Origin of the sequence: Streptomyces kanasensis (genome assembly GCF_043077165.1) — a bacterium.
Taxonomy (GTDB): Bacteria; Actinomycetota; Actinomycetes; order Streptomycetales; family Streptomycetaceae; genus Streptomyces; species Streptomyces changanensis.
Genome location: NZ_JBIBSF010000005.1, coordinates 265,882 through 278,414, shown reverse-complemented (window position 1 = coordinate 278,414; position 12,533 = coordinate 265,882). Strand labels below are relative to the sequence as shown.

12 protein-coding genes are annotated in these 12,533 nt (G+C 73.6%); 4 read left to right on the top strand and 8 right to left on the bottom strand.

Going from position 1 to position 12,533, the window contains the following annotated elements; genetic code table 11:
* Positions 1-18 precede the first annotated feature (18 nt).
* From ACF053_RS15295 to ACF053_RS15270, 6 genes are all read right to left on the bottom strand, one after another.
* Positions 19-1,221 carry a cytochrome P450 gene (locus ACF053_RS15295; protein WP_391954319.1) on the bottom strand — a complete coding sequence of 401 codons (1,203 nt, stop codon included), beginning with the start codon at positions 1,219-1,221 and terminating at the stop codon, positions 19-21.
* Positions 1,222-1,665: 444 nt separating this feature from the next.
* A complete protein-coding gene (locus tag ACF053_RS15290; protein ID WP_391954318.1) occupies positions 1,666-2,649 on the bottom strand; it encodes a streptomycin biosynthesis protein in 984 nt (327 codons plus the stop codon).
* 238 nt (positions 2,650-2,887) lie between these two features.
* On the bottom strand, positions 2,888-3,748 hold the full coding sequence (locus ACF053_RS15285; protein WP_391954317.1) for an ABC transporter permease: 861 nt from the start codon (positions 3,746-3,748) through the stop codon (positions 2,888-2,890).
* The gene (locus tag ACF053_RS15280; RefSeq protein WP_391954316.1) at positions 3,745-4,761 is read right to left on the bottom strand and encodes an ATP-binding cassette domain-containing protein; all 1,017 of its coding nucleotides are present in this window, start codon (positions 4,759-4,761) and stop codon (positions 3,745-3,747) included. The genes ACF053_RS15285 and ACF053_RS15280 overlap by 4 nt, the downstream gene beginning before the upstream one ends.
* A 7-nt stretch (positions 4,762-4,768) precedes the next feature.
* Entirely contained in the window at positions 4,769-5,065 is a 297-nt protein-coding gene (locus ACF053_RS15275; RefSeq protein ID WP_228974070.1) for a hypothetical protein, read from the bottom strand.
* 5 nt (positions 5,066-5,070) lie between these two features.
* A complete protein-coding gene (locus ACF053_RS15270; protein WP_391954315.1) occupies positions 5,071-5,553 on the bottom strand; it encodes a hypothetical protein in 483 nt (160 codons plus the stop codon).
* A gap of 93 nt (positions 5,554-5,646) precedes the next feature.
* Here ACF053_RS15270 and ACF053_RS15265 point away from each other — a divergent pair, with 93 nt between their 5' ends.
* The 4 genes from ACF053_RS15265 to ACF053_RS15250 all read left to right on the top strand — a co-directional run bounded on the left by ACF053_RS15265 (position 5,647) and on the right by ACF053_RS15250 (position 8,403).
* Positions 5,647-6,000 (top strand): PadR family transcriptional regulator, encoded by a 354-nt coding sequence (locus tag ACF053_RS15265; protein WP_391954314.1) that lies wholly within the window; start codon positions 5,647-5,649, stop codon positions 5,998-6,000.
* Positions 5,997-6,719: a permease prefix domain 1-containing protein gene (locus tag ACF053_RS15260; protein WP_391954313.1), complete on the top strand. Its 723-nt coding sequence runs from the start codon at positions 5,997-5,999 to the stop codon at positions 6,717-6,719. The genes ACF053_RS15265 and ACF053_RS15260 overlap by 4 nt, the downstream gene beginning before the upstream one ends.
* Positions 6,720-6,922: 203 nt before the next feature.
* The gene (locus tag ACF053_RS15255; RefSeq protein WP_391954312.1) at positions 6,923-7,645 is read left to right on the top strand and encodes a hypothetical protein; all 723 of its coding nucleotides are present in this window, start codon (positions 6,923-6,925) and stop codon (positions 7,643-7,645) included.
* A 161-nt stretch (positions 7,646-7,806) separates the two neighbouring features.
* Positions 7,807-8,403 (top strand): sigma-70 family RNA polymerase sigma factor, encoded by a 597-nt coding sequence (locus ACF053_RS15250; protein ID WP_058943352.1) that lies wholly within the window; start codon positions 7,807-7,809, stop codon positions 8,401-8,403.
* A gap of 259 nt (positions 8,404-8,662) precedes the next feature.
* Here the strand turns inward: ACF053_RS15250 and ACF053_RS15245 are convergent, their stop codons facing one another.
* Both ACF053_RS15245 and ACF053_RS15240 read right to left on the bottom strand, forming a co-directional pair.
* Positions 8,663-11,248: a bifunctional FO biosynthesis protein CofGH gene (locus ACF053_RS15245; RefSeq protein ID WP_391954311.1), complete on the bottom strand. Its 2,586-nt coding sequence runs from the start codon at positions 11,246-11,248 to the stop codon at positions 8,663-8,665.
* A gap of 21 nt (positions 11,249-11,269) precedes the next feature.
* Positions 11,270-12,100, bottom strand: coding sequence for an LLM class F420-dependent oxidoreductase (locus ACF053_RS15240; protein ID WP_391954310.1), 831 nt, complete (start codon positions 12,098-12,100; stop codon positions 11,270-11,272).
* Positions 12,101-12,533 lie beyond the last annotated feature (433 nt).

Sequence of the window (12,533 nt, the reverse complement as noted above, 5' to 3'; positions counted from 1 at the left end):
ACCGCGTGTGGGGGGACATCACCATTCGACGAGAAGGGATTCCGGGGCCCGCGCGATGAGTCCCGGCTTCCACGGAACATCATCCGCGGTGCCGGTGAGACGCAAGGTGGGGAATCTGGCCATCAACCCCTCGAGCGCGACCTTGAGTTCGGCGCGGGCGAGACTCGCACCGAGGCAGAAGTGCATTCCGTGGCCGAATCCCAGGTGCGGGTTGCGCTCGCGGTCGAAACGGATGGTGTCGGGGTCCTCGAAGACGCGCTCGTCGCGGTCGCCGGCGGCGCGCTGGAAGATCACGGTGTCGCCCTTGCGGATGAGCTTCCCGCCGATCTCGACGTCCTCCGAGGCACGCCGCGGGAAGCTGCCGACCGAGCGGAGCGGAATGATCCGCAGCATCTCCTCGATGGCGGGGTCCAGCAGGTTCCGGTCCTGGCACAGCTGCGTGTACAGCTCGCGCTGGGCCAGCAGCAGGAAGGAGACGTTCGAGATCATGCTGAGCGAGGTCTCGTGGCCGGCCATGAGGACGCCGATGCCGGTGCGCACGGCCTCGACCTCGGAGAGCTGACCGGCGTCGAGGGCCTCGATGAGCACGGATATCAGGTCGTCGGAGGGGCTGGAGCGGCGCTTGGCGATGAGCCTGCGGAGGAAGTCCTCCAGGCCGTCGCGGGCCTCGTTGATCTCCTCCTTGGTGTGCGCGGAGGTGGCGACGAAGACGTCGGAGTACCGGCGGAACTCGGCGCGCTCCTCGTACGGGACGCCGAACAGCTCCACGATCATCCGGACCGGAAGCGGAATGGCGAGGCGCTGCACCAGGTCCCCGGGCGGGCCGGCCTCCTCCATGGCGTCGAGCTCGGACTCGACCAGGTCGCGCATGCGCTCGGCGAGCTGCGAGACGATGCGCGGCCGGAAGGCGTGGGCGACGACCTTGCGGATCCGGCCGTGGTCCGGTGGGTCCATGCTGAGCAGGTTGCCGGGGCGCAGCGGCAGCGGCGTGACGCGCGCGGTGTCGGGCTCGGTCGCGGCGTGCGAACTGAACCGCGGGTCGGCGAGGAACTGCTTGATCTCGTGGTAGCCGGTGAGGAGCCAGGCCTCGCCGCCGTACGGCATCGTCACCCGGGACACCGGTTCGTGGCGGCACAGTTCCAGGTACCGCGGGTGCAGGTCGAGCCGGACAACGGGCCCGAAGGGGTACTTCGGCGCCCCGACGGTTTCTGTGACGGTCATGATGGCCACCTTCTGCGTGTCGTCCATCGCGCCGGAACCGGGGGAACCAGGGCGCTCACGCCGTGGTGGTGGCACACACGTGAAGCCGATGCTCGGCTTTCCGAGGAATCCCGGCGATTCGACGGTGAGGAGAAGAGGTACGAATGCTTTTCGGGCGGGACTGGTCGGGTCCGACTTCGGGTGCGTCGGCGGCGGTGCGTCGGCGCACGCCGAACCGGCCTCTCGTACCGGAATCCTCTCACAAGGACCCTGCGGAAAGCCGGTGTTCGATGTCCTGATCACGTCCCCGCGGAAGGGACGGAAACGCGAGAACCCGCCGGTCGGCGGGTGGGTGGGAGAAGGAGTGGGAGAAAGCGCGAGCCCCGCCGGTCGTCTCGGTGGCCGAAACGGGGCGGGGCTTTTCCGGACGATCTCGCCGGAGGAATGGGAAGGGTTAATTCCGTCTCAGGCGCTGGTGTGCGAGCGCCGGCCGGTCCTCGCCTCCCGCTCCACGCGGTCGGCGAAGCGGAGCCACATGTCGGCGCATTCGCGGGCGAGTTTGCTGACGCCCTCGGCGCAGTGCGGCGGGATGGTGGTGGCGAGCCGCGTCCACACGGACTCGTCGACGTCGTGCACGGAGAAGCAGCGCAGCAGGAACCGGCCCGACTGCGACAGGCGCAGCGCCGGGTCCTTGCGGAGCCGCTCCAGGAGTTCGCCGGAGTCCCGCGGGACCGACCCGTCCGCCCGGTGCGGCGACGTCCGCTGGGCCGGGATGCGCGGCTGCGGCCGCTCGGGGCGTGCGGCGCCGCGCCCCTCGGGCACCGGGTCGCGCCCCAGCAGCAGGCGCTTCTTCACGTCGTGGGCGGTGCCGAGCGAGATGCCGGCCGCGCGGGCGATCTCGCGGAGGCTCGCCCCGGGGCGCTCCAGCATCAGTTCCCCGGCGCGCTGCCGGCCGCTGGCGACGCCGGCCACCCCCGCCGGGCGGCGCTTGCCGTCCAGCCCGATGCGGGTGTTCAAGTGGGGAACCTCGTCACTCGAACGCCGCACCCGCGAGACCGTGCGCGGCGACAGGGCGGTGACGGAGGCCACGTACCGGTCGGAGAGCGCCGGGTTCTCCCGCAGGATGCGGGCGGCCGCGGCGAGCCGGTCGCCGTGCGACAGCGGCTTGCCGTGCGAGATGTTGAGGCTGACCGCGACCGCGAAGAGGCTGCCCTCCGGGGCGTCCAGCAGATAGGCGCTGATCGTGCGGTCGCCGCGCGCCCGGGCGGCGGCGAGCCGGTGCATGCCGTCGACGACCCGCCCGGAGGGGCGGTGCACGACGATCGGCGGCAGGTCCTCGTCCAGCGCGATCAGGGTGTCCACGTACTCCTGGTCGAGGCCCTTCGTGCGCGGCGAATCCGCCGGAAGGAGCGTCTCGACCGGCACGTCCGCGCGGGTGGCCGCGCTCAAGGTCGGAGCTAAGGTCAGTATGCCGTCGCCGTCACCGCTACTCATCGAATCCCCCGCGTTCCCCCGCCATGATCGATGGTGCTACGCCTGCACGTTAGCAACCTGCTACAGGCCAAAGCAAGGAGTTCACGGAGCGTGAGCACGGTCGGGCGGGCGGCCCCAAAAGCCTTGGTGCACAGGGTTTTTGACGATCACGGCTGGGGGTGTGAACCGGCCACCGGCCGGTTCGCGAGGGGTGTTACTTGCGGTTGTACAGGCGGACGGTGAGGGAGCCGAAGACCGCCACCAGCGCGACGGACCAGCCGAGCGTCCAGGCGATGTCGGCCCCCGGCCACCGCCCGTCCATGAGACCGCGCACGGCGGAGGCGACGTGGGTGATGGGGTTGTTGTGGACCAGGGTCTGCAGCCAGCCGGGCATGGTGGCGGGGTCGACGAAGATGTCGCTGAGGAAGTTCAGCGGGAAGATCGCCGTCATCGAGGCGCCCATCACCGTCTTCTCGTCCCGCACGAGCAGGCCGAACATGGTCCCGATCCACGAGAAGGCGAAGGCGAAGACGATCAGCAGGAGGATGCCGGCGACGACGCCGGGGACGCCCCCGTCCGGACGGAAGCCGATGATCATGCCGGCGGTCAGCATCACCAGCGAGGCGATCGAGTAGCGCAGCACGTCGCCCAGCAGGTAGCCGATGATCGTGGCGGGGCGCCAGATCGGCAGCGTGCGGAACCGGTCGAAGACGCCCTTGTCGATGTCGTTGTTGATCGCGATGCCCGTGTACATGGTGGTCATCACGACCGACATCACCATGACGCCGGGCAGCAGGTACTGGATGTACTCGCGCGGCGAGCCGGCCAGCGCACCGCCGAAGAGGTGCGTGAACATCAGCACCATCATCACGGGCAGCACCGTCACGTCGAAGAGCTGCTCCGGCACGTGCTTGATCTTGAGCATGGCCCGCCAGCCGAAGGCGAGCGAGGCCGCCAGCGGACCGGCCCGGGTGGGCCGCTCCTCGGCGACGAGCAGTTCGGCGAGGGTCCGGGCCGGGACGGGCGCGAGGTCGTCCTCGCGCGCGGGGGCCCCGCCCGACGTCGTGGTGCTCATGCCGCCGCCTCCTCCTTGACGCCTGCGGACGCGGGGTCCGCCTTCCGGTCGGTGAGCGCGAGGAACACCTCGTCCAGGCTGGGCTGCCCGAGCGAGAAGGTGTCGACGGTGATGCCGCGGCGGGCCAGCTCGGCGAGGGCCTGCGAGGCCCGCTCGGCGGCGCCCCGGTCGCCGTCGCCGTTGTCGACGCGGGCCGTCAGCGCGAACGGGTCGGGGTCGAGCTGGACCTCGGCGGCCAGGTGCAGGGCGAGCACCTGCTCCGCCTCCGCCCGCTGCTCGGGGTCGCGCAGCCGCAGGTGGACGGAACCGGCGCCGACGGACGCCTTCAGCTCGCCCTTGGTGCCCTCGGCGATGACCCGGCCCTTGTCGATGACGGCGATCCGGGCGGCCAGCTGGTCGGCCTCGTCGAGGTACTGCGTGGTGAGCAGGACGGTCGTGCCCTGGGCGACGATCGCCCGGACGATCTCCCAGACCTGGTTGCGGCTGCGCGGGTCGAGACCCGTGGTCGGCTCGTCCAGGAAGAGCAGGGCGGGGGTGTTGAGGATGGACGCGGCGATGTCGAGCCTGCGGCGCATGCCGCCGGAGTAGTTCTTCACCTGCCGGCCGGCGGCCTCGACCAGGGAGAACGCCTCCAGCATCTGCCCGGCGCGGGCGCGCGCCGCCCGCTTGGAGAGCCCGACGAGGCGGCCGAGCAGGACGAGGTTCTCCTGCCCGGTCAGGTCCTCGTCGAGCGAGGCGTACTGGCCGGTGAGGCTGACCAGGCCGCGGACGGTGTCGGCCTCGCGCACCACGTCGTGGCCGAAGACCCGGGCCTCGCCGCCGTCGGGGCGCAGCAGGGTGGCGAGCATCTTGACGCTCGTGGTCTTGCCGGCGCCGTTGGGCCCCAGCACGCCGTAGACGGTGCCCGCCTCGACGGTCAGGTCGACGCCGTCGACGGCGCGGTTGGCGCCGAAGGTCTTCACCAGGCCGACGGCCTCGATGGCCTTGCCGGACGTCCGGGCGCGGTCGGTCATGGCCGGATCACCCGCGCACCGCGTCCCCGGCGGGCGCCTTCAGCGCCTCGGGGTGACGCTTGAGCCGCTGCAGGACGAGCATCCCGCCGATGCCGGGCACGAACGACAGGAGGCGGGCGCCCGCGGACGCGCCGGCGACCGTGAGCGAGAACGTCGCCACGATGGTCAGCAGGTACGCCGTGCCGTGCGTCGGCCCGCCGAGGGAGGTGATCGGCTTGGCGTGGATGGTGAACAGGTTCACGAAGAGGATCACGATCGACGCGGCCTCGACCGCCGCCGCGATGCGCAGCACCTTGATGTTCATGGTGGTCAGACCCCCGTGGTGGAGCCGGGGCGGACGATCATGAGGACCACGACCACCGACCACAGCAGGTTGAAGACGCCGGTGAGCATGCCCAGCCGGGAGGCCGCGGCGTTCAGGCCCTCGGCAGCCGCTCCGCCGCCCTGCATCGCGAGCATCCGCTCCTGGTTGGGCAGGATCGCCATGGCGAGCATGAAGGCCGCGATGGCGGTGAGGATCATCGAGGTGATGAGCCAGGCGTCACCGAGGACGCCCAGCTGCGCGCCCGTGGCGAGGCCGAAGACCGGGACGACGAGCCCGGCGACGGCGTAGATCCGGCAGACCCGGTGCAGGAACGCCGCGACGGCGGCCGAGCGGCCCTTCTCCTCACCCTCCCCCCCTTCGGACGCCGCCTGCTTCGCGTAGCGCGGGAAGAGCGAGGCCGCCACGGCGATCGACCCGACCGCCAGGATGGCGGCGAGGACGTGCACGGACAGCAGGAGCTTGGTCACGGTAGTGCCTCCAAGCGGGACGGAGCAGACCCTCGATAGATTGGCTACCAATAGATAGCACGCCTACTACAGGATTGGGTAGACTCGCTGGTCATGAGGACAGACGCGGTGCGCGGCCACTTGGACGGACTCCTCCTGGCCGTGCTCGAACCGGGCCCCCTGCACGGTTACGCGATCATCGCGGCCGTCCAGCAGCGCAGCGGGGGCGCGCTCGAACTGCGCACGGGCACGATCTATCCGGCGCTCCAGCGGCTGGAGCGGCTCGGGCTGCTCAAGAGCAGCTGGGACTCGGTCGGCGAGCGACGGCGCCGCTGCTACGAACTGACCGAGGCCGGCCGTCGTAGTCTGGCCCATGAACGGAACGCCTGGCAGGAGTTCACGACGGCGATCGGTTCGGTTCTCTACCCCTCAGCACCCTCGACACCCTCGACGGGACTGGCCACATGAGCACCGGGGCGGGCATGGAGACGAGCATCGGCGCCGCGGCGGGCGGCCAGAAGCGCCCTGCCACCCCTTCCGACCCCCTCGACGCGTACGTCGCCGCCCTCTCCGACGTGCTGCGCGGCCCGGCCCGCGCCAAGGCCCGGCTGGTCGCCGAGATACGCGACGGGCTCGACGACACGGTCGCCGCGCACACCCGCGCCGGCCTCCCCTACGAGCGGGCCGCCGAGCTGGCCGTACGGGACTTCGGCTCGCCCGACCACCTCGCGCCCACGTTCCAGCACGAGCTGACGATCGCGCAGGCACGCCACACGGCCCGCGCCGCCGCCCTCACCGTGCCCTTCGCCGTGGTCTGCTGGCTGCTGGTGTGGACGGCGAGCCATGACAGCGCCTGGCAACTGCCGCGCACCACCTCGCTGCTGACGGTCCACCTGGTGGGCGTCGCCGCCATCGCCTCGGTCCTGGCCGCGGCCACCCTGACCGCGACCGGCCGCCTCGCCCGCTGGCTGCCCACGCCGCACCGGCTCCCCCTCGCCGTGGCCTGGACGGGCACGGCCGCCAGCATCGCCATGGCCATCGCCGCGCTGGTCCTCGTCACGCTCTCCGTCGTCGTCACCAACTGGCCGCTCGCCGTGGCCGCCGGGGCCTTCGCCGCGGCGTCGCACGCCGTGGTGGCCTCGTCGGCCCGCACCTGCCGGCAGTGCGCCCGCCTGCCGGTCACCTAGGCGTGCGGGACGGGCACACGGGACCACGTCCGGCCCGGGGGGAGCGGCGCGGCCGCACCCGGGCCGCCGTCCGCGTCCGCGCGGCCGACCGGACGGATCACCGCCCAATGGCCGACAACCGGGGACAGTCCGCGCTCCCGCCCCCTACTCTCGGAGCGACGCGGATGACCGGACCCCAGTACTCCGAGGCGGGGTGACGTGCGGTGGTGAGACTCGCGGGCCCGGGGCCCGCCCTGCGGCTGGCGCGCGCCACCGTCTTCGCCGCCGTGTGCGTGGTGACCGCCGCGCTGGGGCACTCGCTCGCCGCCGGCGAACCGTTACCCCTGGACGTCCTCGCCGGGGCGATGGCCGCCACCACGGCGCTGGCCTGGTGGCCGGCCGGCGGCGAGCGCCGCGGCGCCCTGCGGATCACCGGCACGACCGTCGGCGCCCAACTGGCCCTGCACACCGCCTTCTCCTTCGCGCCCTCGTCCCACGGGGGCGGACACCACCAGCAGACCACCAGCGTCGCGCTGCCGCCGAGCGTGTGCATGGGCGGCGCCACCGACCCGGTCGCCCAGGCCGTGTGGCAGGCCCACACGGCCGCGCCCGTGACCACCCCCGGGCCCGAGTCGCCCGTGGAGTACGCGGTGCGGCTGCTCACCCACGGCTCGTGGCTGATGTTCTTCGCGCACGTCCTGGCCGCCCTCCTGTGCGGCCTGTGGATGTGGCGCGGCGAGGCCGGCTTCTCCGCCATCGCCCGGTCCGTGCACTGCGCCCTGTTCGTCCCGCTGCGGCTGGCCCTGGCCGGGCTCGCCCCGGCCCGGCCGGTCCGCCTGCCGCGCGCCGCGGCGGCCTTCGTCCGGCCGCGCCGGCTCATCGACGCGCTGCTGCGGCACGCCGTGTCCCGACGGGGCCCACCGCGGGGGTGCCCGGCCCCCTGCTGACCCGCCGCGACGGCGGGACGGCGAGGGACCGGTGCGTGCCACCTCCCACCCCTCACCCCTCGCACGTGCGCCGCCGCGCCCGGCTCCCCGCCCGCGCGGCCGCCACGCGTGGCCGGACCGACGCGTCCCGGCCGCTGCGCGCAGCAACGAAGGACGTTTCCATGCCCACCCCCATCAGTGCCGTACGCAACCGTGCCGCCGCTCCCGACGACGACCGGATCACCGACCTGGCCCTGGCCGCCGCGCGGGGCGACGCCACCGCGACGGAGGACTTCATCGCGGCCACGCACCTGCACGTCTGGCGGTTCATCACCCGCGCGTGCGGTGACGCGCACAGCGCGGACGACCTCACCCAGGAGACCTACCTGCGCGCGCTGCGCAGCCTCCCGCGGTTCGCGGCCCGCTGCCACGCCCGCACCTGGCTGCTGTCGATCGCCCGCCGGGTGGTCGTCGACCGCTACCGGTCGAACGCCGCGCGCCCGCGCCTGGCCGACACCGCCGACTGGCAGGCGGCCGCCGAGCGCGCCCAGCAGACCGGGCTGCCCGGGTTCGACGAGGGCGTGGCCCTGCTCGACCTGCTGGAGTCGCTCGACCGGCCGCGCCGGGAGTCCTTCATCCTCACGCAGGTCAAGGGGCTCTCCTACGAGGAGGCCGCCTCCATCGCGGGCTGCCCGATCGGCACGGTCCGCTCCCGCGTCAACCGGGCGCGGCAGAACCTCACGCACCTGCTGAAGTCGGCGGAGGAGGACGCCGCCTGAGCCGGGGGCGGTCGGGCACCTGACATCCCGGCCGCCCCCTCCCCGCGGCGCGTCCGGCGGCCCCGCCGACCGGACCGCCGCCCCGCGACACCCCCGACGGGGCACCGGCCGGCTGCCAGGTGCTCCCCCACCGGACGCGGCGCCCGCCAGCCGGTCAGCGGGTCAGCCGGTCAGCCGGTCAGCGGGTCAGCCGGGTCGGACCACCGGACGCCAGGCCCCCATCGACCGGTCACGGCCCCCGGCCCCCGGCCCCCGCCCCTCAGTCCGTCAGCACCGGCAGCAGCTCCGGCAGGTGCCCGTCGGACGCCGCGGCCGCCGCCCGCCGCTCCTCGGACACCTCGCCGTACAGGGTGGTCCGGGGCCGCGCCGGGCGGCCCGCCGCCTCCGCGATGGCGACGAGGTCGCGCACCGACCGGTAGGAGCCGTAACCCGACCCGGCCATCCGGGAGATCGTCTCCTCCATGAGGGTGCCGCCCAGGTCGTTCGCCCCGGACCGCAGCATCTGCGCGGCGCCCTCCGCCCCGAGCTTCACCCAGCTGGTCTGGATGTTGCGGATGTGCGGGTGGAGCAGGAGCCGGGCCATCGCGGTGACCGCCCGGTTGTCGCGGACGGTCGGCCCCGGCCGGGCGACGCCGGCGAGGTAGACGGGCGCGTTGGTGTGGACGAACGGCAGCGTCACGAACTCGGTGAACCCCCCGGTCTCCTGCTGGAGGCGGGCCAGGGTCCGCAGGTGGCCGAGCCAGTGCCGGGGCTGGTCCACGTGCCCGTACATCATCGTCGACGAGGAGCGGATGCCCAGCTCGTGGGCGGTCCTGATCACCTCGATCCAGGTGGCCGCGGGCAGCTTGCCCTTGGTCAGGACCCAGCGGACCTCGTCGTCGAGGATCTCCGCGGCCGTGCCCGGGACGGAGTCGAGGCCGGCCTCGCGCGCCGCCGCCAGCCACTCGCGGATCGACATCCCCGTGCGGGACGCGCCGTTGACGACCTCCATCGGCGAGAAGGCGTGGACGTGCATCCCGGGGACGCGCTCCTTCACGGCCCGCGCGATGTCGAAGTACGCCGTGCCGGGCAGGTCCGGGTGGATGCCCCCCTGCATGCACACCTCCACCGCGCCCACGTCCCAGGCCTGCTGGGCGCGGTCGGCGACCTGGTCGAGGGAGAGGGTGTAGGCGTCGGCGTCCGTGCGGCGCTGCGCGAAGGCGCAGAAGCGGCAGCCGGTGTAGCAGACGTTGGTGAAGTTGATGTTGCGGGTGACGATGTACGTCACGTCGTCCCCGACGGCCGCGCGCCGCACGTCGTCGGCGATCCGGCACAGCGCGTCCAGGGCGGGGCCGTCCGCGTGGAGCAGGGCGAGCGCCTCGCCGTCCGTCAGCCGCGTCGGGTCGTCGGCGGCCGTCGCCAGCGCGTGGCGCACGTCGGTGTCGATGCGTTCGGGCACCATGCCGGGGGCGGCGGCCTCGCGCAGGGCGTCCCAGTCGCCGTACACCGCGTCGAAGTCCTCGCGGCGGTCGCCGGTGCGGCCGTCGGTGTCGATGGTGCGGTGCAGGTCGGTGCGGCCGGAGGCGGTGAACGCCTCGTCGGGCTCCTGCCACGGGCGGCCCTCCACCACGGCGTCCTCGCGGGCCAGGCCGGTCACCGGATCGGCGAGCGCGGCCACGTGCGGGCGCAGCCGCGGGTCGAGCCAGGGCTCGCCGCGCCGGACGAACTCCGGGTACACGCACAGCCGTTCCCGCAGCTCGAAGCCGGCAGCGCGGGACCGGGCGGCGAGCTCCTCGATCCGCGGCCAGGGCCGCTCGGGGTTGACGTGGTCGATGGTGAGCGGGGAGACGCCGCCCCAGTCGTCGATGCCGGCGCCGATGAGCCGCTCGTACTCCGCGTCCACGAGGTTCGGCGGGGCCTGGAGGCAGGCGGACGGGCCGAGGACGTGCCGGGCGACGGCCACCGCGGCGACCAGGTCGTCCAGTTCCGCGTCGGGCATGGCGCGCATCGCGGTGTCCGGCTTGGCGCGGAAGTTCTGGACGATCACCTCCTGGATCCCGTGGTAGGCGCGGGCGACCCGGCGCAGGGCGAAGAGGGACTCGGCGCGCTCCTCGTACGTCTCGCCGATGCCGATGAGGAGGCCCGAGGTGAAGGGGACGGAGGAGCGGCCCGCGTCCTGAAGGACCCGCAGCCGGACGGCGGGCTCCTTGTCCGGGGAGCCGTGGTGGGGGCCGCCCGGTTCCGACCACAGGCGGGTCGCGGTCGTCTCCAGCATCATGCCCATCGACGGGGCGACGGGCTTGAGCCGCTGGAAGTCCGTCCAGGACAGCACGCCCGGATTGAGGTGCGGGAGCAGGCCCGTCTCCTCCAGGACGCGGATCGAGATCGCCCGCACGTAGGCGAGGGTGTCGTCGTAGCCGTGCGCGTCGAGCCACTCGCGCGCCTCGGGCCAGCGCTCCTCCGGCTTGTCGCCGAGGGTGATGAGGGCTTCCTTGCAGCCGAGGGCGGCGCCCTTGCGGGCGGTGTCGAGGACCTCGTCGGGCGACATGAACATCCCGTGCCCGGCGCGGCGCAGCTTGCCGGGCACGGTGACGAACGTGCAGTAGTGGCACGTGTCGCGGCAGAGCCGGGTCAGCGGCACGAAGACGCTCTTGGAGTACGTGATGACCCCGGGCCGCCCGGCCGCCTCCAGGCCGGCGTCGCGCACCCGGGCGGCCGAGGCGGCGAGCCGTTCCAGGTCGGCACCGCGCGCCTGGAGCAGGACGGCGGCCTCGGTGACGTCGAGCGCGACCCCGTCACCGGCCCGCTTCAGGGCGCGGCGCATCGCGTTGTCGGTCGGTCGGCTTCCGGTTCCCGTGGAGGTCATCCCCCGAGGATACGAGCGGTGTCAGAGGTGGCGCGCACCGTCGTCCAGAACCCGCAGCACCTCTGCCTCGCCCGCCGCGGGGAGCTGCAGGACGACCTCCTCGACGCCGAGGTCCGCGTAGTGGGCCAGCTTCCCCGCGTCGGGCCGCACCGCGTACGGGACGACCTGGAGGGCGCCCGGGTCGCGCCCCGCCCGCTCCCACGCCTCGCGCAGGGCGGGGAGGTCACGGGTGAGGCCGCTGCCGCCGACGGGCATCCAGCCGTCGGCGTACCCGGCGACGTCGGAGAAGAGGACCGGTCCCGCCGCCCCGCCGAGGAGGATCCGCGGCGCGCCGCCCCGCGCGGGCTTGGGGTGGGCGAGCGACGCCGCGACCGAGGCGAAGCGGCCCTCGTACCCGGTGGGTTCCCCCGCCCACAGCGCCCGCATGACGGCCATGTGGTCGCGGACGCGGGCGCGCCGGGTCGGCCACTCGACGCCGTGGTCGGCGGCCTCCTCGCGGTTCCAGCCGAAGCCGACGCCGAGGGTGAGGCGGCCGCCCGAGAGGTGGTCGAGGGTGGCGACCTGCTTGGCCAGCACGATCGGGTCGTGCTGGGCGACGAGCGTGATGCCGGTGCCGAGCGCGAGCCGCTCGGTGACGGCGGCGGCCTGCGCGAGGGCGACGAACGGGTCGAGCGTGCGGCCGTACTCGCGGGGCAGGTCGCCACCTGCCGGGTAGGGGCTGGTCCGCGCCACCGGGATGTGCGTGTGCTCCGGCAGGTACAGGCCGGCGTAGCCCCGCTGTTCCAGCTCGCGCGCGAGGCGGACGGGGGTGATGGTCTCGTCGGTGAGGAAGATGGTGGTCGCGAGGCGCATGAGCCGGTCCTTCCGGTGCGGCGGAGGGCGTCCGCGGGGATCGTACGCGGGTGTCCGCGGGTAACCCCGGGGCGCCGTCCGGTGTTCCCGTTCAGGTTGGCGACGGCGCGTAGACGGAGCGGTTCACGCCACGTACGGTCGTCACGTCGCCCCCCGGGAGGGGGTGCGGGACGGGGGTTTCGCATGATGGCGCATCAGCATCCGCATCGGGATACACGTCGGGGGACGGGTCCGGCCGCTTCCGCGGGGAGCAGGGCCGCACGGGACGCGTCGGGCGTCCGCGTCCGGCCGACCCGATAGGGGCCGTCAGTACCTGACGGACCGTCAGGACTTGACGCCCGGAACGGGCCGACCACACCGGTGCCCGCAGCCGTCCGGCTGCCGCTCACCCCTGCCCTTCCGCGCCCGGCCCCGGCCGGGCGGCGTCCCCGAC

What these genes read in the sequence shown, in the direction of transcription:
- ACF053_RS15295 (WP_391954319.1), bottom strand. Translation starts at nt 1,221, where the DNA reads ATGACCGTCACAGAAACCGTCGGGGCGCCGAAGTACCCCTTCGGGCCC.
- ACF053_RS15285 (WP_391954317.1), bottom strand. Translation starts at nt 3,748, where the DNA reads ATGAGCACCACGACGTCGGGCGGGGCCCCCGCGCGCGAGGACGACCTC.
- ACF053_RS15280 (WP_391954316.1), bottom strand. Translation starts at nt 4,761, where the DNA reads ATGACCGACCGCGCCCGGACGTCCGGCAAGGCCATCGAGGCCGTCGGC.
- ACF053_RS15275 (WP_228974070.1), bottom strand. Translation starts at nt 5,065, where the DNA reads ATGAACATCAAGGTGCTGCGCATCGCGGCGGCGGTCGAGGCCGCGTCG.
- ACF053_RS15265 (WP_391954314.1), top strand. Translation starts at nt 5,647, where the DNA reads ATGAGGACAGACGCGGTGCGCGGCCACTTGGACGGACTCCTCCTGGCC.
- ACF053_RS15260 (WP_391954313.1), top strand. Translation starts at nt 5,997, where the DNA reads ATGAGCACCGGGGCGGGCATGGAGACGAGCATCGGCGCCGCGGCGGGC.
- ACF053_RS15250 (WP_058943352.1), top strand. Translation starts at nt 7,807, where the DNA reads ATGCCCACCCCCATCAGTGCCGTACGCAACCGTGCCGCCGCTCCCGAC.
- ACF053_RS15245 (WP_391954311.1), bottom strand. Translation starts at nt 11,248, where the DNA reads ATGACCTCCACGGGAACCGGAAGCCGACCGACCGACAACGCGATGCGC.
- ACF053_RS15240 (WP_391954310.1), bottom strand. Translation starts at nt 12,100, where the DNA reads ATGCGCCTCGCGACCACCATCTTCCTCACCGACGAGACCATCACCCCC.